Origin of the sequence: Rhizobium sullae (assembly GCF_025200715.1) — a bacterium.
Lineage (GTDB): Bacteria > Pseudomonadota > Alphaproteobacteria > Rhizobiales > Rhizobiaceae > Rhizobium > Rhizobium sullae.
Map to the genome: position 1 here is coordinate 2,984,675 of NZ_CP104143.1, position 20,565 is coordinate 3,005,239.

Annotated in this window: 18 protein-coding genes and 1 pseudogene; 9 read left to right on the plus strand and 10 right to left on the minus strand. The window is 59.3% G+C overall.

What is annotated here, in order from left to right:
• Positions 1-108: 108 nt before the first annotated feature.
• Positions 109-2,412, minus strand: a complete 2,304-nt coding sequence (locus N2599_RS15105) for a putative bifunctional diguanylate cyclase/phosphodiesterase (RefSeq protein ID WP_027507975.1) — start codon at positions 2,410-2,412, stop codon at positions 109-111.
• A gap of 320 nt (positions 2,413-2,732) precedes the next feature.
• Here N2599_RS15105 and N2599_RS15110 point away from each other — a divergent pair, with 320 nt between their 5' ends.
• Together N2599_RS15110 and N2599_RS15115 are read left to right on the plus strand one after the other, a co-directional pair.
• Positions 2,733-3,272: a TRAP transporter small permease subunit gene (locus tag N2599_RS15110; protein ID WP_027507974.1), complete on the plus strand. Its 540-nt coding sequence runs from the start codon at positions 2,733-2,735 to the stop codon at positions 3,270-3,272.
• 21 nt (positions 3,273-3,293) lie between these two features.
• A complete protein-coding gene (locus tag N2599_RS15115; protein WP_027507973.1) occupies positions 3,294-4,853 on the plus strand; it encodes a TRAP transporter large permease in 1,560 nt (519 codons plus the stop codon).
• A gap of 79 nt (positions 4,854-4,932) precedes the next feature.
• Here N2599_RS15115 and N2599_RS15120 read toward each other — a convergent pair whose 3' ends face one another.
• On the minus strand, positions 4,933-6,039 hold the full coding sequence (locus N2599_RS15120) for a TRAP transporter substrate-binding protein (RefSeq protein ID WP_027507972.1): 1,107 nt from the start codon (positions 6,037-6,039) through the stop codon (positions 4,933-4,935).
• Positions 6,040-6,331: 292 nt separating this feature from the next.
• On the opposite strand from N2599_RS15120, the gene N2599_RS15125 reads away from it, so the two are divergent.
• Positions 6,332-7,114 carry a gamma-glutamyl-gamma-aminobutyrate hydrolase family protein gene (locus tag N2599_RS15125; protein ID WP_027507971.1) on the plus strand — a complete coding sequence of 261 codons (783 nt, stop codon included), beginning with the start codon at positions 6,332-6,334 and terminating at the stop codon, positions 7,112-7,114.
• Here the strand turns inward: N2599_RS15125 and N2599_RS15130 are convergent.
• The 3 genes from N2599_RS15130 to N2599_RS15140 all read right to left on the minus strand — a co-directional run bounded on the left by N2599_RS15130 (position 7,103) and on the right by N2599_RS15140 (position 9,731).
• Positions 7,103-8,059: a 2-hydroxyacid dehydrogenase gene (locus tag N2599_RS15130; RefSeq protein ID WP_027507970.1), complete on the minus strand. Its 957-nt coding sequence runs from the start codon at positions 8,057-8,059 to the stop codon at positions 7,103-7,105. The genes N2599_RS15125 and N2599_RS15130 overlap by 12 nt on opposite strands.
• A 16-nt stretch (positions 8,060-8,075) precedes the next feature.
• On the minus strand, positions 8,076-9,098 hold the full coding sequence (locus N2599_RS15135; RefSeq protein ID WP_027507969.1) for a LacI family DNA-binding transcriptional regulator: 1,023 nt from the start codon (positions 9,096-9,098) through the stop codon (positions 8,076-8,078).
• Between the two features lie 120 nt (positions 9,099-9,218).
• Positions 9,219-9,731 carry a MarR family winged helix-turn-helix transcriptional regulator gene (locus N2599_RS15140; protein ID WP_027507968.1) on the minus strand — a complete coding sequence of 171 codons (513 nt, stop codon included), beginning with the start codon at positions 9,729-9,731 and terminating at the stop codon, positions 9,219-9,221.
• 87 nt (positions 9,732-9,818) lie between these two features.
• Between N2599_RS15140 and N2599_RS15145 the strand changes: the two genes are divergently transcribed.
• Positions 9,819-10,610: a creatininase family protein gene (locus N2599_RS15145; RefSeq protein ID WP_027507967.1), complete on the plus strand. Its 792-nt coding sequence runs from the start codon at positions 9,819-9,821 to the stop codon at positions 10,608-10,610.
• 90 nt (positions 10,611-10,700) lie between these two features.
• Here N2599_RS15145 and N2599_RS15150 read toward each other — a convergent pair.
• Together N2599_RS15150 and N2599_RS15155 are read right to left on the minus strand one after the other, a co-directional pair.
• Positions 10,701-10,962, minus strand: a pseudogene (locus N2599_RS15150) (DUF2798 domain-containing protein).
• On the minus strand, positions 10,955-11,866 hold the full coding sequence (locus tag N2599_RS15155; RefSeq protein WP_051336450.1) for an NmrA/HSCARG family protein: 912 nt from the start codon (positions 11,864-11,866) through the stop codon (positions 10,955-10,957). Before N2599_RS15155 ends, N2599_RS15150 begins: the two are co-directional and overlap by 8 nt.
• A gap of 104 nt (positions 11,867-11,970) precedes the next feature.
• Here N2599_RS15155 and N2599_RS15160 point away from each other — a divergent pair, with 104 nt between their 5' ends.
• From N2599_RS15160 to N2599_RS15170, 3 genes are all read left to right on the plus strand, one after another.
• Positions 11,971-12,864, plus strand: a complete 894-nt coding sequence (locus N2599_RS15160; RefSeq protein WP_027507966.1) for a LysR family transcriptional regulator — start codon at positions 11,971-11,973, stop codon at positions 12,862-12,864.
• Between the two features lie 132 nt (positions 12,865-12,996).
• Complete coding sequence (locus N2599_RS15165) at positions 12,997-14,094, plus strand: CobW family GTP-binding protein (protein WP_027507965.1); 1,098 nt, start codon at positions 12,997-12,999, stop codon at positions 14,092-14,094.
• Positions 14,094-15,083 carry a WD40 repeat domain-containing protein gene (locus N2599_RS15170; RefSeq protein ID WP_027507964.1) on the plus strand — a complete coding sequence of 330 codons (990 nt, stop codon included), beginning with the start codon at positions 14,094-14,096 and terminating at the stop codon, positions 15,081-15,083. The genes N2599_RS15165 and N2599_RS15170 overlap by 1 nt, the downstream gene beginning before the upstream one ends.
• Before the next feature lie 44 nt (positions 15,084-15,127).
• On the opposite strand, the gene N2599_RS15175 is transcribed toward N2599_RS15170, so the two are convergent.
• The gene (locus N2599_RS15175; protein WP_027507963.1) at positions 15,128-16,138 is read right to left on the minus strand and encodes a serine hydrolase domain-containing protein; all 1,011 of its coding nucleotides are present in this window, start codon (positions 16,136-16,138) and stop codon (positions 15,128-15,130) included.
• A gap of 150 nt (positions 16,139-16,288) precedes the next feature.
• Here N2599_RS15175 and N2599_RS15180 point away from each other — a divergent pair, with 150 nt between their 5' ends.
• Positions 16,289-17,248 (plus strand): NAD-dependent epimerase/dehydratase family protein, encoded by a 960-nt coding sequence (locus N2599_RS15180; protein WP_027507962.1) that lies wholly within the window; start codon positions 16,289-16,291, stop codon positions 17,246-17,248.
• A 33-nt stretch (positions 17,249-17,281) separates the two neighbouring features.
• On the opposite strand, the gene N2599_RS15185 is transcribed toward N2599_RS15180, so the two are convergent.
• A complete protein-coding gene (locus N2599_RS15185; RefSeq protein ID WP_027507961.1) occupies positions 17,282-17,872 on the minus strand; it encodes a GNAT family N-acetyltransferase in 591 nt (196 codons plus the stop codon).
• 88 nt (positions 17,873-17,960) lie between these two features.
• Positions 17,961-19,094 carry an ornithine/lysine decarboxylase gene (gene odc2 / locus N2599_RS15190; protein WP_027507960.1) on the minus strand — a complete coding sequence of 378 codons (1,134 nt, stop codon included), beginning with the start codon at positions 19,092-19,094 and terminating at the stop codon, positions 17,961-17,963.
• 524 nt (positions 19,095-19,618) lie between these two features.
• Here odc2 and N2599_RS15195 point away from each other — a divergent pair.
• Positions 19,619-20,512, plus strand: a complete 894-nt coding sequence (locus tag N2599_RS15195; RefSeq protein WP_027507959.1) for a LysR family transcriptional regulator — start codon at positions 19,619-19,621, stop codon at positions 20,510-20,512.
• Positions 20,513-20,565: the final 53 nt, after the last annotated feature.

The following is a 20,565-nucleotide window of genomic DNA, read 5'->3' on the forward strand; positions in this document are numbered from 1 at the left end:
TATCTGGCCGAGCAAAGAGCAAGAACTATCAATAATTTTTGACGTATTTGAATTATTAAGGTTAACAGCCGCGGTTAGGCGGGCTCTTACAGCGAGGGCGCGGTCGGCTCAAGCGACCTTGCTGCGGCGGCGCTGGGCGGCGCGGCGGCTCAGTGCTTGCGAAAGGATGCCGATCTCTTTTGAGGGTACTGGCGCAGAGAAGACATAGCCCTGCACGAGATCCGCGCTGCGATGCTTGTTGAGCAACGCCAGTTGCTCGAGAGTTTCCACACCTTCGATGACAATCTTGAGCCCGAGTTCGCGAGCAAGGTTGACCGTGCCGCGCAATAGCTTCAGTCGGCGCGTATCTTCCGCGATATTGCGAACGAAGGAGCGGTCGATCTTCACAATATCAAGCGGCAATGTATCGAGATAGCTAAGGCTGGAGAAGCCCGTGCCGAAGTCGTCGATCGCTATGGTGATGCCGTGGGAGCGCAGTTCCGCGAGAATGGCGCGCACCGCCGCAGGCTCATCGATGAGACAGCTTTCCGTAATTTCGAGATGCAGCCGCGACGCCTTGAGGCCGGATGTCGAAAGCGCCTCCGAAACGACGGCAAGGATATCGTTGTCACGCAGGTCGCGTGCCGAAAGATTGACCGATATCGCGATGTGATCGGGCCAAGTCACGCATTCGATGCAGGCCTTGAAAAGTATGAACCGCGTGATGTCCGATATGATGCCCATCTCCTCGGCAAGACCGATGAAGACATCCGGCGGAATAGCGCCCTTTTCCGGGTGGACCCAGCGCGCCAGCGCCTCGGCGCATTCGATGCGCGTTCCATCGGCTTTGAACATCGGTTGAAAGGCGACGCTCAACGCGTCCGCAGCCACCGCCTCGCGCAAATCCGCCTTCAGCTTCTGCTGCTCGATATAGCGGCCATCCATTTCGTGTTCGAAGCCGGTGATGCCGCCACGCAACCGCGATTTGCTTTCAAAGAGCGCGAGGTCCGCTTTGATGCTCCATTCTTCCATTGCAAATGCATTGCTTTCGAGGACCGCATAGCCGGCGCTGAGCGACACGAGGAAGGTCACCTCGTCCACGTCGTAATTGCCCTGGATAGCGGTATGCACCCTGCGGATTTCGGCATCGAGCGCTTCGCTGCTCTTGGTATGCGGGAAGAAGATGACGAACTGGTCGCCCATGAGACGGCCGACGATGGCATTGCCTGCTTCAACCTTGACCCGCGCCGCGATCGCACAGAGCAGATGGTCACCCGTGATATGGCCGCGCATATCGTTAACGTGCTTGAACTCGTCGATGTCGAGAACCATGAAACCCAGCGGCCCGCGCCGTTTCGGGTGACGGTCGAGGTATTCCTGGACGAGATGACCGAAATATTCGCGGTTCGGCAGGCCGGTCAGGGCATCGAAGCGGACCATATGCAGGATCTTCTGCTCCGCCTTCACGCGGCTCGACACGTCCTCGAAGATCAAAACGGCGCCGCCGTCCGCGCGGCGTTTCGCAGAAAATTCCAGCGACAGACTCTCGGGGAAATGGATCAGAGTGCGCGACAGGCCTTCCTCGGCAACCTGGGTCAGCTGCCGCAGGATCAGCTCCGGTTGCGAGGCGTCCATGAAGCTATAGCGCGCGCCGTAGCGCAGGACGGCACCAAGATCGCGATCCTTCAATCGGTCCGGATCGCCGATCTTGAGAAGCTCGCAGGCCTTGCGGTTAATCACCTGGATACGGTTCGATGGATCGACCATCACTAGGCCGTGCGGCATATTGTTGAGCGCGGTATCAAAACGATCGGCGATCAGCGATATCTGCCGGTGGGCTATGACATTCTCATAAAGGAACTCGCGCACGCCATTGGCCATCGCCCGCGTCGTCAGCCAGAAGGGAATGAGGAAGATCGAGAGGATGCCGCGATAGAAATCCAACGCCATCAGGCTGCAGACGATCATCGGCAGGCAGCAGGAGAAAGTCTGCAGGTCAACCGCCAGCCGCGAGCCATAATTGCGGCCGACGACAGAAACCATGGTCGCCATGGTGACGGAGATGCAGGCGAGCTCAGCGAAGGAATCGCGGACGACGAAGATGGCGTAGCCGCTGCCGATGCCGAGGATGGCGGTGGTGCAGGCTGCAGCGGCAACGAGTATCCGCTCCCAGCGCTCGATGCCGACGCGCGACAGTTTCGCCTTGTCCACACGATCGAACCGCCGGAAGATGACCATGCGGATGCAGAAGACCAGGAGAGCTGCAGCCGACAGCAGCACGTAGACGAGGGATTGCGTCTTGGCTGCAACCGCCAGGAAGGTCGCGACATGCACAATAACGCCGGCAAGGAGCGTCATGCGGTTCCCGGAAAGAGAACTCACAAACGACAGATACACGTCCGTAGGGACCCTGTTCGGGTTATGTGGCTTCATCCATACTTTCCCTGTGCGCCGGGATAATACGGAGAACCCTTTAAAAATTGATTTCCTTGACTCTATGTATTTGGTTGTTTTTTCTAAAACCTTAGAGGGAATTTCAAAGTTTAAAACACTCTTCACAGCCTTATGGCGAGGTTCGTGGAAAAATAAACCACGCTTAGGTTGCTGATCGTACATGCTGCAGCCATGCCGCGGCAGCCAGTATCTACGACTAAAATCCTACAGGGCCGTTTATTCTTTCAATTTCGGAAACCGTAGTTTAAGCAAATTCAAAAAGGGAGAACTTGCCGCAAAGGCAGATAAGGGGAGAAGGCATGCCGGCGTTCCTAAGCGTCAGCCGGCTGATCGATAGCGTCAGCCAGTTTATCGGAAAAACCGCGGATTACATGGTGCTTTTCTGCTGCCTCATCAGCGCGGGCAACGCAACCGTCCGCTATCTCTTCAATTACAGCTCGAACGGGTGGCTGGAGATTCAATGGTATCTCTTTGCTTACATCGTCGTGCTCGGAGCAGCTCATACGCTGCGCAACAACGAGCACGTGCGGGTGGATCTGATCTACGGATCGGTTTCCGACAAAGCCAGAATCTGGATCGATATCATCGGCCTGATCGTCTTCCTGATTCCGGCCTGCTTCTTCCTGGCTTACCTGTGCTGGCCCTATTTCGTGATCGCCTTCCAGCAAGGTGAGATATCCGCCAATGCCGGAGGGCTCATTCGCTGGCCGGTCAAGCTTATTCTTTTCGCAGGTTTCGCACTCCTGGTGCTGCAGGGTATTTCGGAACTCATCAAGAGGGTCGCCGCGTTGAGTGGCTACATCCAGCTCGAAACGAAATACGAAAAGCCCCTGCAATAAAGCTCTCCGGGAGGAACGGACTTGTTTGACTTCGGTATCATTCCGCCGGCGATGTTTCTTGGCATGGTCATCTTCATGCTCTACGGGTTTCCGGTCGCCTTTTCGCTCGCGGCCGTCGGCCTTTTCTTCGGCATCATCGGCATAGCAACCGGCCATTTCAGCGAGGCCTTTTTGCAGGCCCTGCCCCTTCGCGTCTTCGGCATCGTTTCCAACGACCTGCTGCTTGCCATTCCCTTCTTCACCTTCATGGGCGCCATTCTGGAAAGGTGCGGCCTGGCGGAGGATCTCCTCGAAGGAACGGGTAAGCTTTTCGGCGCCGTTCCAGGCGGTCTGGCCTATGCCGTCATCCTCGTCGGCGCTGTTCTCGGCGCCATCACCGGCACGGTTGCGGCATCGGTCATCACCATGGGTGTGATCTCGCTGCCGATCATGCTGCGCTACGGCTATAATCCGCGGCTCGCGACCGGCGTCATTGCAGCATCGGGCACGATCACGCAGGTCATCCCGCCCTCGCTCGTGCTCGTCGTTCTTGCCGACCAGCTCGGCAGATCGGTCGGCGACATGTATCTCGGCGCCATCGGCCCTTCGGTCCTGCAGGTCGCGATCTTCCTGGGTTTCATCCTGTTCCTGTCCATCTTCCGACCAGGCTTGATGCCGCCGCTGCCGAAGGAGGTGCGCGGCGAGTTCAACTGGGGACTGCTAATGAAGGTGCTGGCCGGCATGGTGCCTTCCGTCGTCCTCATCTTCCTCGTGCTTGGCACGATCTTCATGGGCCTTGCAACGCCAACGGAGGCCGGCGCCCTCGGCGGCGTGGGCGCCATGGTACTCGCAGCGCTCCATCGCCGCCTCACCTGGCCGCTAGTCCGCGAAGCCATGACATCGACAATGCATATCACCTCGATGGTGGTGATGATCCTGATCGGCTCAACCTGCTTCAGCCTCGTCTTTCAGGGCATGGATGGTTCGCGCTGGATCGAGCACATGCTGTCCGGCATCCCCGGCGGCCAGGTCGGCTTCCTGATCTTCGTCAACGTCTTCATCTTCGTCCTCGCCTTCTTCCTCGATTTCTTCGAAATCGCCTTCATCGTCATCCCAATGCTGGCACCCGTTGCTTCGGCGCTCGGTATCGACCTGATCTGGTTTGGCGTGCTCATCTGCGTAAACATGCAGACCAGCTTCATGCATCCGCCCTTCGGCTTCGCGCTCTTCTATCTGCGCTCCATCGCAAGCCGCGACGTGAAGTCGCGGGATATCTACATGGGCGCAATCCCCTGGGTCGTCATGCAGCTCATCCTTGTTGCAGTCGTGATCTTCTGGCCGCAATCCGTGACCTACTGGCTGAACAAGGGTCCGGCCGTCGACCTCAATACGATCAAGATCGAAATACCCGGCTTCGGCGGCAACCAGCTCTCGTTGCCGCCGGCACCTGGCGGCGGCGGTTCACCACAGATTCCGGGTCTCACCTTGCCGCCACTGAACGGCTTGCCCGGTCAGCAACCGGCTCCTGCGACGCCCGCGCCGGCCAATCCGGCACAGCCGGCACCGCCACCCGATCTCAGCCAGCCGCCGAAGATCAATTGAATGCAATGAAGAAGCCCCGAATTTCGATCCGGGGCTTCTTTTTGGCAGATGTGATGAACGCGCAGAAGGAATCAGCCGCCTAGAGCTTGCCCGACCGCTGCTGGATCATCATGAAAGTGTCGAACGTATATTCCGAGAGCTGCATCCAGAGATAAGCGTCACGCTTGAATGCGGTCTGGTCGTCGTAGATCTTCTTGAAAGACGGGTTCGAACTCGAGATATCAGCGTAGAGGCCGGTCGAAACCTGGAAAGCAGCTTCCAGAATTTCCTGGCTGAAGGGACGCAGCGTCGCACCTTCGGCGACGAGCTGCTTCAGCGCTGAAGGGTTCTTCATATCGTATTTCGCCAGCATGTTCGTATTTGCGAAGGCGCAGGCATCGGTTAGGGCCGCCTGATAGTGCTTCGGCAGGCTGCTCCACTTTTCAAGATTGAACAGCCCGTGCACCGTCGGGCCGCCTTCCCAAAAGCCCGGATAATAGTAGTACTTCGCCACCTTGTGAAAGCCGAGCTTCAGGTCGTCGTAAGGACCGACGAATTCCGCGGCATCAATCGTACCCTTTTCGAGCGCCGGATAGATATCCGCGCCGCCGATCTGCTGCGGGATGACGCCGAGCTTGGACATGACCTGCCCGGCAAGACCGGCGATGCGCATCTTGACGCCCTTGAGGTCGTCCAGCGTATTGATTTCTTTGCGGAACCAGCCGCCCATCTGCGCCCCGGTATTGCCGGCCGGCAGGCCGTATATACCCTGCGTGGCAAAGAACTCATTCATCAACGTGTTGCCGTTGCCCTGATAATACCATGCATTCGTCAGACGGCTGTTGAGGCTGAACGGAATGGCCGTACCGATGGCGTAAGTCGGATCCTTGCCGACGAAATAATAGGAGGTAGTGTGCGCCGCCTCGACCGTGCCGGAAGTCACTGCATCTGCTGCCTGCAGCGCGGGGACGATCTCGCCGGCCGCAAAAGGTTGGATCGTGAAATTGCCGCCGGTTGCATTAGAAACATGTTTGGCGATATCTTCCGCGCCACCAAAGATCGTGTCCAGGCTCTTCGGGAACGAAGAGGTCATGCGCCACGAAATCTTCGGATTCTCCTGCGCGATCGCTGGTGCGGCGAGTGCGCTTGCCGCAACGGCACCTGCCCCTGCAGTTCCGGCCTTCTTAATAAACGAACGACGATCCATCAAAAACCTCCCGTATAGATGGTATGCACGGACAATTCTTCCCTACCCGGTGCAATGGAGGCGAGCTAAGCATGTGGCCGCCTGCGTTTCAAGCTTTAGTCGATGAGACTTTCGCATCACGGCAGCAATTGGGCAGACGCCGTGTTTCCATCAAGAATCAGCAGTTTAGCAGGCGCCTTCCGCCTGGATGGCTCCGATAGCCGCAATTTGGCCCGTCATTGCGCGGAGACGTTGACATTGACGCCGATCTCGGCTCTCACAATAGAAAAATCGAGAGCTTTCCGGACCGAAAATGACCAAGCCGATCGTCGCCGTTCCTGCCGATATCCGCACCCTCGACGGTGCCAACTGGCATGCCGTCCAGCACCAGTATGTGCGTGCCGCGCTGAACGCAGCCGGCGTCATGGCCTTCATCATCCCCGCGTTCGAGGAAGGCTACGACACGGACGCAATCCTCGACCGGGTCGATGGCTTGCTCGTTTCTGGTTCCGCGAGCAACGTCCATCCCTCACTCTATGGCGTTGAATCCCGTGAGAGCGACGGGCCTTTCGATCCCGCGCGTGACGCAACGGCCATACCCCTCATCCGCCGTGCAATCGATCGAGCCATCCCGCTGCTCGCGATCTGCCGCGGCATACAAGAGCTGAATGTCGCGCTCGGCGGTTCGCTTGCCAGCGAAATTCACGAGCAGGAAGGCATCTGGGACCACAGGAAGCCGGCCGAGGTCGATCGTGACGGCATGTATGCGATCCGCCAGAGCGTTTTCGTCAAGGAAGGCTCCTGCATCGCCCGCATCATCGGCCCCGGCGAAATCCAGGTGAACTCGCTGCACCGTCAGGCAATTGCCAGGACGGCGCCTCGCCTGCAGGTGGAGGCGATCGCCGAAGATGGAACGATTGAGGCGGTTTCCGTCATCGACGCCAAAGCCTTCGCCGTCGGTGTGCAATGGCATCCGGAATACTGGGCTGAAACCGACAAACCCTCGAACCAGATCTTCGCCGCCTTCGGTGATGCGGCAAGGGAATATGCAGCCGGAAAGATGCAACCGGCTGCGGTCCACGAATCAACGCTTTGAAGGTGTCTCCGGCACCGGCGCCAGCGGCCTGCCCTTCTCAAACCATTCGATGAGATTGCTGGCAACCAGATCGGCCATCGCGTTGCGAGTCGGGATCGAGGCGGAAGCGACATGCGGCAGCAGCACGGCATTCGGCAAGCTGAATAGTTCGGCCGGAACCACCGGCTCGTCGTAGAAGACATCCAGGCCCGCAGCACCCAGCGCGCCGCTCTTCAGCGCCAAGACGAGTGCCGCTTCATCGACCGTCCAGCCGCGGCCGACATTGATCAGAACGCCGTCGGGGCCGAGCGCCGAAAGGATCTCCGCGTCGATGGTCTTGTGGGTATGGGGGGTCTTCGGCACGATCGCAATCAGCGTATCGACGGCGTCGGCAAGGCTTTTCAGCGTCGCATGATAGTCGTAGGCGACGTCCGGATGCTTCGTGCGCGTATAATAGCTGATCTTCACCTTGAACGGTTCGAGGCGCCTGGCGATCTCCTGACCGATGCGGCCGAGGCCATAGAGACCGACATGCCGCCCCTTCAAGGAAAAGCGCGATAATGGGTAGGCAGAACCCGGCTTCCAGTGGCCCTCGCGCAGCCAGTTCTCCGCCCGCGGCAGCTCGCGGACGGCGTTGAGCAGCAGGCCGATTGCGGTGTCGGCGACCTCGTCGTTTAACACATCTGGCGTGTTGGTGACGACGATTCCCTTTTCAGCAGCATGCTTGACGTCCACGGCGTCATAACCGACACCAAAGCTCGCGATCACCTCGAGACTCGGCAATTGATCCATCCACCTGCCGGGAAACGCGCCGCTGACGGCCGCGCCGCGAATGCGGCTTGCGGTGTCGGCGTCGATTTTCAGCGTCTCGTTGTTCTCAATCGCGACAATCTCGAAACGGTCCCTCAAGGTCGCTAGAACGCGCTCGTGTATCTTCCCTGGAACGAGAATGGCAATGCGGGACATGGCTCTTCCTCTTGTCTTACTGGCGGGGTCTGTAGGGGCTCGTCGACTGGCGGATGCGCATCTCGGGTTTGATCAGGTGGATGCCGTCCGGCTCGTGGCTGCCGGCCAAGCGATCGAGAAGCGCCCGGGCGGCAAGGCGGCCGACTTCGGCCTGCCCGTTCCAGACCGTCGTCAGCGCTGGCGTCGACAGCGAGGCTTCTTCGAGATCGTCATAGCCGGTAACCGAGATGTCCTTGCCCGGCACAAGACCGGCACGCGCAATGCCATTCATGAGCCCGATGGCGACGAGATCGTTCCAGCAGACGGCAGCCGTCGGCTTCTGCGGCAGCGACAGGAAATGCACAGCCGCCTCGAACCCACCCTGCATCGAGCGCGGACCGGGAATGCGCAGGTTCGGATCGACTTCGATTTCCGCCTTGCGCAGCGCATTAACATAGCCCTGATAGCGATCGCGGCCAGTCGAGGTTTGATCCGTTCCGCCGATCATGGCGATAGAGCGGTGGCCGAGCCCGATCAGGTGATTGGTGGCAAGCGAAATGCCGTAGCTGTCGTCACCACGATAGGTCGGCAGGTCCATCCCCTCCATCGAGCGTGCGACCAGAATCGCCGGCATACCGTTGGCTTCGGCAAGCTGCATGTCCTCCGGTGGCGTGCCGATCGCGGGCGACATGATGACGCCATCGCCGCCGAGCTGCAGCAGCGTCTCGATGAAGGTGCGCTGCTTCTCGACCGAATCGTAATGATTGGACAGAATGAAGGTATGACGGCTGCGATCGAGCTCGCTTTCGATCGCCTTCAGGATTTCGCCGTAGAACGGGTTCATGATGTCGTGCACGACGACGCCGACGATGCCTGAGCGAGAGGTGCGCAGGCTCGCCGCACGGCGGTTGTAAATATAGCCGAGCGCGCGTGCCTGTTCCTTGATCTTGTCTCGCGTACTGCCCGCAACGAGCGGGCTGTCGCGTAAGGCAAGCGATACGGTTGCCGTTGAAATACCGAGCGTTTCGGCAATCGTCGAAAGTTTGATCTTTTGTGCCACGCATCCTCCCAAGGCAACGCGCAAGATATGGAGCACGTCGCGAAACCGGAAAAGAGCGCTCCTTAAAATGTTTAATTAAAAGATTAAACGCAGCGAGGCAAACCGAATTTTAATCGGCTGTCAAATTTCGTCGGGTTCTTCGAACGGCACGGCTTCGGCCTGCAGATTGTTGTCGATCGCCTTCAGCAAGCGCACGAGATTGCGGACTTCCTTCTCCGAAAAATCAAGCGTAGCCGTCCGGTCGCAGGCCGACGCCGCCATCTCAATTGCCTTCACGCTGCCGCGGCCGAGTTCGGTGAGATAGACCTTCGTCAGCCGCGCATCTTCAGCATCCGGTTTGCGTTCGAGGAAGCCTTGGGCTTCCATGCGGCCGATGGTGCGGGTCATGGTCGGCGCCTTGACGCCGAGTTTCTGCGCAAGCCCGCCTGCAGTCATGCCATCGGTTTCAGCAAGCAAAAGAATGACGCCGTCCTGGCCGGCGTAAAGCCCACTCTCAAGCAGATTACGCGAGAGCACCGTGCGCATGGACCGCGCAGCTTGCGTCAAAGCCGGCGAAAGATCGGCAAGCGTATATTCGGTCTGGTCCTTTTTCTTGGACTTGTTTTTCTTGCCGTCTTTGTGCTTCTTCCCCATCGCCATCCCTTTGATCTTTAAGCCGTGATAACGCTGCGTTATGACATTGCGCAGGTTCACGTCATAAACAAGGGGCATTGAAACCGGATGACAGCGCCTGCCCGGAACTTCGCGGACAACGACGCCGCACTTTCGCCCGAAGACCGTCGGAACTGGATCGCGGTATTGCCGCTCGGCGCGCACGAGCAACATGGCCCACACCTTCCTTTCGAAACCGACACGCTGATTGCCGAAGGTATCGTAGAAAGGCTGAAAGCCACCCTTCCCTCCGCATTGCCTGTCACCTTCCTGCCCGCAGAGCCGATCGGCTATTCGATGGAACACATGGATGTCGACGGTACCAAGACGCTGACCTGCTGCGAAGCGATCCACCGCTGGCTCGGGATTGCCGGAATGCTGCACGATCTCGGCATTCGCAAGCTGATGATGCTGAACGCCCACGGCGGAAATTCGCCGCTGATGACCATCGTCGCGACCGAAGCACGAGTGAAGTTCAACATGCTGGCCGTCGCAACCAGCTGGACCCGTTTCGGCGTGCCGGAAGACGTGATCTCAGCGCAGAATAAAGCAATCGACATCCATGGCGGTGATATCGAAACCTCGGTGATGCTCGCATTGCATCCCGGCAAGGTTGCGATCTCCGAAGCTCGGAACTTTACTTCGCAGCAGTCTGAATTCATCACACGCTTCAAGCATCTGCGGGCCTACGGACCGCACGCCTTCGGCTGGAAGATGTCCGATCTGAATGCCCGAGGCGCAGCAGGGAACGCCGCCGCCGCTACGGTCGAAAAGGGCGAAGCGCTGATCGCGCATGCGGTCAAGGGGCTGGTCGAACTGCTGCAGGATGTGGATGCGTTTGACACGGAGGTGCTAAGCTAGCAGCTCGGTTTGTCAATTGCGCCTTGCAGAATAAGACCGGTGAGCGTTGGAGCCAGCCGAAACAAAGAAATGGGCGCACGATCTACTGCCTCATCGCGGCGTTTCGACAACTGCCGATACGATACGGCGTACCACCGGAAGGATCATCAGCAGGCTGGGAAACGCAACCACCCAGGACGTTCCCCACGCACCGGGCCATTTGGTGATGAAGGTGGCTCCAAGCCCTATGTTCACCAGTCGCAACAGCCGACACGATGCCCGACATGAGGACGGAAAGCACCAGCGGCATCACCACAACAGTAAACGAGGAAGGGAGCTTCCTTGTCCGCGACCGGCGTTCGAAATCAGCCATGCTTCTTCTCCTTATCTTGCGCAGGAACAACAGAGGGGGTGCCTTGGACGAGCTCACGGATATATTGACGCAGCGAGCGAGGCTCTCGTCCAAGAGCCGCGGCAAGCGACAGGCTGTTTCCCCCAAGACCGTACTTGCTGTAGTGCTCATGAACATCGGCGAGCAGCTGCAGCTCACGATCGCCGTATGGAAGGCGCGCACCGGCGGCCCATTGCGAGAAGCTGGACTCACACGCCTGGATGGTCCGACCGAGTTCTTCCGACATGATGGATGCGATCTCGTTTCGATTGAACATGCCCGTACAGAGCTCCAATGTGGCATAAGCAAGCAGTTCGCTCGTCAAGGCGATGGCCGCCACTTCCGCGACGTCGCGATAATCCACGCGCGCAACCTTGGCTTCATTCGGGAAGGGTTCCGAAAAGCGGCCGCTTTCGACAACGCCGGGCCACGCCAGACCGATGTTCTGCATGAAGTTTGCCGGATGCAGGATCGTGTACTCCAGGCTCGATGAATACAGCGCATCCTCTACGGGGACCTTGCTGGCGTGGTTCTTCAGCCGCGTGTTCGTGGGCTGGATGACGGAAGAAAAAACGAACTTCCGCGCGCCACCGCGCTCTGCGGCCTCGACCAACGCCACGCCCATAGCGGCTTCATCGGGCGAGAAGGCAGGGCCAATATGAAAGACGCCATCGACCCCCGCCATTGCACTGATGAGACTGTCGGCGTTTCGAAGGTCTCCGATCGCAAGTTCTGTTGCGCCCGCCGCCAGCGCGCCGTCACCTTGGGAGGGCTTGCGCACAAGCGCACGTACCACAGCTTTTCGTCGCGCGAGTTCGGGCACTACGAGGCGGGCGAATTTTCCAGTCGCACCTATAACGAGGATGGTCGGACCAGTCGATTGCATCGTGCTTTCTCCAAGTTTGCGAATGACCTGGAAGTATGCAGTTGCGATCCTCGAAACAATCATCGTAGAAATTCATTCTTCATCTCGAAAAATGAGATAATAGAATGAGCCGCCTTGCAGATCTGGAAGCATTCATTGCGATTATCGAACATGGCAGCCTGACCACCGCGGCCCGCCATCTCGACCGGTCGCTTCAGGCCGTCAGCCGGGCGCTCGCGGCACTGGAGGAGGATATCGGCGTCCAGCTCGTCCACCGCACGACGCGTCAATCCAGTCCAAGCGAAGCGGGGTTGGCTTTCTACAAGCGCCTAAAGCCGGCCGTAGCCGAGATCAGAGAGGCAGAACTCGAAGCCAACAACAGACGCTCGGAACCGTCCGGCACTGTGCGTATCGGCGCACCGGTTCTGTTTGGCCCGGAGTTTCTCGTACCGATGATCGCGGAATACATGAGTGCTTATCCGAGCATCGAGGTCGACCTCCAGCTTTCGGACGCATTCGTGGATCTGGCCGCGGAAGGCCTCGACCTCGTGCTGCGAATTGCCGATTTGCCGGACTCCGGCCTGCAGGCAAAGCGTCTCGGCGCGCTGCGCAGGGTTGTCTTCGGTGCACCCTCCTATTTCGAGCGCCATGGCCGCCCTGAGCACCCTTCGGATTTACGGCACCACGCCTGTCTCGTCAGAACGATCGATCAACGACCAGGCCAATGGTCGTTTCTGATTGATGGGAAACCGCGCACGATCACGGTCAGCGGGTCGTTTCGGGCCAGCACGATGGCGGCGATTTATTCGGCGGCGAGCCATGGTCTCGGGATAGCGTATTCTCCGCTCTGGCAGGTCAGGCATCTCGTTGACGAAGGCAGCATCGAGCTTGTGCTGAAGGAATTCGAACCGAAGCCGGTTCCCATCCATGCGCTTTGGCAGGAGAACAGATTTCCGCCAGCGAAAGTCCGCGCTTTCATCGATCTTCTGACGGTGCGGCTGAAACTCGCTGGTCTCTAGTTGCTGCTTTTGCAGCAGAGGCGATGTGATCTTATAACATTATAAAACCCTTTGAACTGATCCGCTCGAACCCTTATATGAAACCGACCGTTTAAAGCCCCCTCGGCGGCAAACCCATTCTTCGAGGTTCTCATGACCGACGCAATTTCGACCCTGCAGAAGCCCATCCCCGTCACTGTGCTCACCGGCTATCTCGGTGCCGGCAAGACGACGCTGCTCAACCGCATCCTGTCCGAAAATCACGGCAAGAAATATGCGGTGATCGTCAACGAGTTCGGCGAGATTGGCATCGACAACGACCTGATCGTCGAGTCGGACGAGGAAATCTACGAGATGAATAACGGCTGCGTCTGCTGCACCGTGCGCGGCGACCTGATCCGTGTGGTTGAAGGCCTGATGCGCCGCCCCGGCCGCTTCGACGGCATCATCGTCGAAACCACCGGCCTTGCCGATCCGGTGCCGGTCGCCCAGACATTCTTCATGGATGACGACGTGCGCGCCAAGACCGAGCTCGATGCTGTCGTCGCCCTCGTCGATGCCAAGCACCTCCCGTTGCGCCTGAAGGACAGCCGCGAGGCCGAGGACCAGATCGCCTTTGCCGACGTCGTCCTCATCAACAAGACCGACCTCGTCACGCCAGAAGAACTGGCGCAGATCGAGGATATCGTCCGCGCCATCAACCCGTCGGCTCGCGTTTACAAGACCAGCCGCTCCGGCGTCGATCTTGCCCGCGTACTCGACCAAGGTGCCTTCAATCTGGAGCGCGCCCTGGAAAACGACCCGCACTTCCTGGAGCACGATCACGACGATCATGTCTGCGGCCCGGATTGCGACCACGATCACGATCATCACGCGCATGACCATGACCACGACCATCATGGTCACGATCACGGCCATCATCACCACGGCGCGGTGTCGCCGATCCACGATGTGACGGTGCAGTCAGTATCGCTCCGCGGCAGCGAGATGAACCCCGAACGCTTCTTTCCCTGGATCCAGAAGGTCACCCAGACGCAGGGCCCGAACATCCTGCGCCTCAAGGGCATCATTGCCTTCAAGGACGATGCCGAGCGCTATGTCATCCAGGGCGTGCACATGATCGTGGAGGGCGACCATCAGCGTCCGTGGAAGGACGGCGAGAAGCATGAGACGCGCCTCGTTTTCATCGGCCGCGAACTCGACCGCGAAAAGCTCGAAGCCTCCTTCAAGGCATGTGAGGCCGCGGCCTGATGCCTACAGTTGCCCCGCTTGATCTCGACGGCCACATTCTGGCCGTCGAATTTTTAGGTGATGTCCCCTTCTTCGCGAACGCCAACGGCACGTTTCACCGGCTGGATGGCGGCGAGAAGGTTTCCGAAGCCCATCAGGGCATGCTCACCTGTATTCGCGATCCCTACAGCGAAAGCCTGATCTCCGGCGGCGAAGATGGCAAGGTGCTGCGCATTGTGGCCGATGCCGGCGTCAGCGACATTGCCAGTGCGCCGCGCAAATGGATTTCGCAGGTGGCCGCAGGCCCGCAAGGCGCTGTTGCCTATGCCTACGGAAAGAGCACGTTCGTTCGCCTGTCGAATGGCGAGACCAAGGAATTCGCCGAGGAACGCACCGTCGAAGGCCTCGCCTTCGCGCCGAAGGGCATGCGCATCGCCGCGGCGCGCTACAACGGCGTGTCGCTGCACTGGGTCGGCATGAACGCAAAGCCGGTTGATCTGGAATGGAAGGGTGCGCATACCGGCGTTACCTTTTCGCCTGATGGCAATTTCCTCGTGACCAGCATGCAGGAAAATGCGCTGCACGGCTGGAAACTCGACATCAAACCTGGCGCCGAGGCCCGCCACATGCGCATGACCGGTTACCCGGCTAAGGTGAAGTCAGTTTCCTGGTCCGCCAAGGGCAAGTGGCTCGCCTCATCTGGCGCACCGGCAGCGATCGTCTGGCCCTTCCAAGGCAAGGACGGGCCGATGGGCAAGGCGCCTCTGGAACTCGGCACACGCGCCAACATCATGGCGACCGCGGTCAAGTTCCACCCGGCAGAGGACATCCTTGCAATCGGCTTCATCGACGGCATGATCCTTGCCGTGCGCATCGCCGACAGCAAGGAAGCGCTGATCCGCCGCCCTGGCAAGGGCGCAATCACGGCAATGAGCTGGAGCAAGAATGGCAAGCTGCTTGCCTTCGCGTCGGAAGCAGGCGATTGCGGCGTCGTCGATATTTCGGCCTGACCGATTGATCTGCGGATGATGATTGCGGTGTGCCTTCATCATCCCTAAGATGTTCGCGCATTTTCGATAATCTCGCCCAGCACCCCGTGCAAAGCATCGCGATAGCCGTTGCGGGCTGATGGCCCGCTTTCCTCCGACGTCATCACCACGGTCAGATTGAGCGACGGCACGATGTAGAGCATCTGCCCGCCGTAGCCCCATGCGAAATGCACGTCCTCGCCGCCGAGATTGCGCTCGAACCATCCGTAGCCATAGGCATCGCCCGAAAAGCGCGAGTTGGTGCGCGGCTGCCAGGAGGACGCAATCCACTCGGCAGGAACGACCTGTCGCCCCTCTGGCGTCCTGCCGCCGTTGCGATAGAGCTCGCCGAAGGCAAGCAACGAGCGGGCGCTCATGGCCATCTGGTTTCCGCCGAGATAGATGCCCTGCGGATCGCGCTCCCAGGCGCCGATGCGGAAGCCTTCGACTGGCCCGAGCCATTCTCGTGCCAGGGCAAGGGTTGTCTTACCGCTCGCCGTCGTCAGGATTGCAGACAGGAGATGTGTCGAGGCGGTCGAATAAAGCATCTGGCCGCCGGGTTCGTCATCGAAGGGCTGGGAGAGTGCAAAGCGCACCCAATTTCGGCTCGAAACCCAGCGGCCGTAGTTCGGTCCCGACATGCGGCCCAACCCTGCCTGCATGGACAGCAGGTTTCCGATGGTGACCTCGTTCAGCCGTGGATCGGGTGATTGCGGCAGATCCGCCTTTAGGATCGGCGCAATCTTCTGATCCGGTCCTTCGAGCACACCCTTGCTGATGGCGATACCGACAAGCGCGGAGATGATCGCTTTCGACGCAGACTTGATATTCGTCGATTCGGAGACCGTATGTCCGCGATAGCCGCGATCAGCCACGATCCTTCCGTCACGTGAAATGATGATGGTTTTCAGCGGTTTCAGCTCCTCGCGGGAAGCGAAGTTTTCGAGCAAGGACGCAAGGCGATCGTCTTCCTGCTGGGCTGAGACCGGCGCGGCGGAAAGGAATAGGGCAAACCATATGAGGAAGGCTCTGATCATCGCCATGAGCTAGCGCAATCCCAGGAAGAATTCATCCACTCGCGAAGCCGATTCACGCGGACGTGAAAGTTTATGATCTTGCTTGCCCTATCGACAGACCGCCCAACATATCGGCCGGACCAGATCAACACACGGCAGGAGCGTCAGACTATGGCACGCGTAATCGTAATCGGAGCGACCGGTCATGTCGGCACGTATCTCGTCCCACATCTTGTGGAAGCTGGCCATGAGGTGGTCGCCATCAGCCGGGGCAAAGCGGAACCCTATCTTCCCCATACGACATGGAAAAGTGTCGAGCGACGGAAGATGGATAGAGCGCCTTTGGAGGAGGAAGGCAGCTTCGGCCCCGCCATCCGCGCGCTGAAACCGGATATCGTCATCGACATGATCTGTTTCACGCCGGAAAGTGCTCGCCACCTGGTGAAAGCATTGGACGGCCATGTCGGTCATTTTCTGCACACCGGCACTATCTGGACACACGGCCACTCCATTTCGGTTCCGACGCGCGAGGACGCGCCAAAAACGCCCTTTGGAGACTACGGCGTGCAAAAGAAGGCGATCGAGGACTATCTTCTAGGCGAGGCACGGGGGCGGGGCTTTCCCGCAACCCTCATCCATCCCGGCCATATCGTCGGACCCGGCTGGTCTCCACTCAATCCTGCCGGACACTTCAGCGTTTCCGTCTTTTCAACGATTGCTCGCGGCGAGACGCTGAGGCTGCCGAATTTCGGCCTGGAGACGGTTCATCACGTTCACGCCGACGACGTAGCAGGCATGTTCATGGCTGCTACCGGCAATTGGCGCGCATCGACCGGAGAGAGCTTCCATGCGGTCTCCGGTCAAGCCCTGACACTGAGAGGTTATGCCGAAGCGATGTTTCGCTGGTTCGGGCATGAGCCGAGACTCGAGTTCCTCCCCTATGACGAATGGTCAAAAATGGAGAGCGCCGAGGACGCGAAGGCAACGTTGGAGCACATCGCCCGAAGCCCGAATTGCTCGATGGAGAAGGCGAAACGGTTGCTGCAGTTCACGCCGCGCTACAGCTCTCTCCAGGCTATACAGGAGTCGGTCCAATGGCTGATAGCGCAGGGGCAACGCATAGGTGCTTGAAGCGCCCCCTTTTCAGGGAGAGGCTTCAACCTGTCAGGCGGCCTTCCGGACCGGCGCGCTGGTCAGCATGCGCCCCGAGGGAACGATCATGCCGGCCGCGCCGTCAAGCCAGCCTTCCGTCAGTTCCAGCGCCAGGAAGCGCGAGCGTTCGAAGGGACCGGGCATGACGAGATGGCAAGCTTTTTCGGCGAAAAAGCCGAAACGCTCATAGTAGGCAGCATCGCCGACGAGCACGATGGCACCGTGCCCGCGGTTCTTGGCTTCGAGAACGGCTGCGCGCATCAGCGCCGAACCGACACCCTTGCCCTCAAAGGTCGGATCGACGGCGAGCGGGCCAAGCAGCAGGGCATTGATCGGCGTGCCGTCGGTGTTGATGCCGGCTTCGATATTCCAAAGACGCACGGTACCAATGACATGGCCGTCGCGGTCGCGCGCGACGAGTGCCAGTCCTTCGGCCGGAATGCGGCCGCGGCGGATCTTCTCCGACGACTTCTTGCGGCGATCCGGACCCATTGCGCGATCGAGCAGGTTCTCGCGTGCAACCACATCCGACGGATTCTCGGCGTCGATGGTGAAGACAGAGGGCGCAAAGAATGCGCGGACAGAATCAAGAACAGCGGCCATCTTGGCCTCCCGTACCCAATACCGTTATCAGCGGCGATTGAAGAGAATTGTGAGGTTGCCGCCCCGATTGGCTACGGGGCCGGCTGGATCAGATAACGTAGGCCTTCAGCGGCTCGAAGCCATTGAAAGCGACCGCCGAATAGGTCGTCGTGTAGGCACCGGTACCTTCGATGAGAACCTCGTCGCCGATGGTGAGGCTCACCGGCAGCGGATAGAGGTTCTTCTCGTAGAGCACGTCGGCCGAATCGCAGGTCGGGCCGGCGATGACGCAAGGTTCCATCTTGTCGCCGTCGCGCTCGGTGCGGATCGGGTAACGAATGGCCTCATCCATCGTTTCGGCGAGACCGCCGAACTTGCCGATGTCGAGGAACACCCAGCGTGCCGTGTCGTTGTCCGACTTCTTCGAGACAAGCACCACTTCAGACTTGATGACGCCGGCATTGCCGACCATGCCGCGGCCCGGCTCGATGATCGTCTTCGGGATTTGGTTGCCGAAGTGATCGCGCAGGCTCTGGTAGATCGAACGGCCGTAAGCCTCAGCCGACGGAACATCGCGAAGGTACTTCGTCGGGAAGCCGCCGCCCATGTTGACCATCTGCAGGTGGATGCCCTGCTTAGCGAGCTGCACGAAGACGCGCTTGGCATCGGCGAGAGCCGAGTCCCAGGCATCGACTTTGGTCATCTGCGAACCGACATGGAACGACACGCCGTAGGATTCGAGGCCAAGCTGATGGGCGTAGACGAGAACGTCGACGGCCATCTGCGGGACGCAGCCGAACTTGCGCGACAGCGGCCATTCAGCACCTTCGCCATCTGTTAGCACACGGCAGAACACGCGGGCGCCGGGCGCAGCGCGTGAGATCTTCTCGACTTCTTCGTGGCTGTCGACAGCAAAGAGGCTGACGCCGAGCGCGTGAGCGCGGGCGACGTCGCGTTCCTTCTTGATCGTGTTGCCGTAGGAAATGCGGGCAGAGGTCGCACCGGCATCCAGCGCCATTTCGATTTCGGCGACGGACGCGCAGTCAAAATTGGAGCCGAGGTTTGCCAGCAGCTTCAGCACTTCCGGAGCCGGGTTGGCCTTGACGGCATAGTAGATCGCGCTGTCCGGCATCGCATGACGAAAGGCGTTGAAATTGTCGCGCACGACGTCGAGGTCGACCACGAGGCACGGACCGTCGGGACGTCGGGTTGCGAGAAAGTCGCGGATGCGCTGGGTGGTCATATCGATTCCCTCTTCCAATTCCAGAGCTCCGGCAAAAACCGGAGGACAAAGGGCATACGAATGCTCGCGTTGGAACCAGCCGGTGGAGACCCCGGAACCATAGCAAGCGCTCGATGCGCAAATATTGAACCAACGCCACGACAGCGGCATAGTTCGGCTTTGTCTGCCATGGATTGGAGGGAAAATCCCAACCGCACTTCCGGCAATGAAGGTGTGCCTCTTCAGTAACCCCGGCTGATGGAAAGCCGGAAGACACCAGAAAGGCCCGCACCGTCGTTGCTTAGGCGTCCTCGCATTTCCCGGTTGGCCGGAATAGCGACTGGAGGGGTTAGTTCCAGGTACCTTACCGATGACCTCACCTAATCGAGGGTCGGCGGACACCCATGGGCACGTGCGACTTTGGGCTGAGGACGAGATAAGAATATTCGCAGTCATAATCAAGAATTTTTTTGCCCCTCCCTCAAAAAATAAATTGAACAAACACGCGCAATTTGTTCAGTCTTCCTCAACAACGGAGGATGGCCATGGACACACTGACGCGCATACGCGCCTTCATCGATGTCGTTGAAGCGGAAGGTTTTTCCGCCGCAGCGCGGCGCACCGGCCGCTCCAAGGCGCTGCTCTCCAAATATGTGCGCGAGTTGGAAGACGAACTCGGCGCCCTGTTGCTCAACCGCACCACTCGCCAGTTCTCGATGACGGAAGCCGGTCACACCTATTATCGCACCGCCTCTGACATCCTCAAGGAGATCGACAACCTCGCCGATCTGGTGCGCGAGAACAACGCGCAGCTCAAAGGCCGGCTGAAGATCTCGGTGCCACGTACCTTTGTCGACGCTGATGTTGGTCAATCGCTGATCGATTTCGCCAAGGAGAACCCGGACCTGCAGCTGGAAATCGCGGCGGACGACCGGTTCGTCGATCTGATCGAAGAAGGCTTCGACCTGGCGATCCGCGTTACGAAGCTTGAAGATTCGGGGATGATTGCGCGCAAGATCTCGGATTTCCGCGTGCATGTCTGCGCGACACCGGAGTTTCTCGAGCGTTATCCAAACATCGAACATCCGGCGGACATTTCCAACGTTCCCTTCATCGTCGATACGAATTCGCGTACGCAGGCCAGCGTCCGATTCTATAATCCGGACAGCACGTCCTTCGCGGTCGCAGTTTCCGGACCGATCGAAGTGAACAGTCCGCATGCGACATTACGCGCGGCTCTCTCCGGAATCGGCATCGCAGTCATTCCGGATTTCATCGCCCGCAAACCGATCGAGGACGGCCGGCTCGTGACGCTGTTCAACGACTACATACCCACCGATCGCGGGATTTATGCCGTCTATCCGCACCGGCGCTACCTGCCCGCAAAGGTCCGCATCTTCGTGGACTACCTCCATGCTTGGTTCAAGAAGCACCCTTGAATCAGACCTGGTTCACCTTGCCGCTTTGAGGCCGGTCCCAATTCCGTCCCATT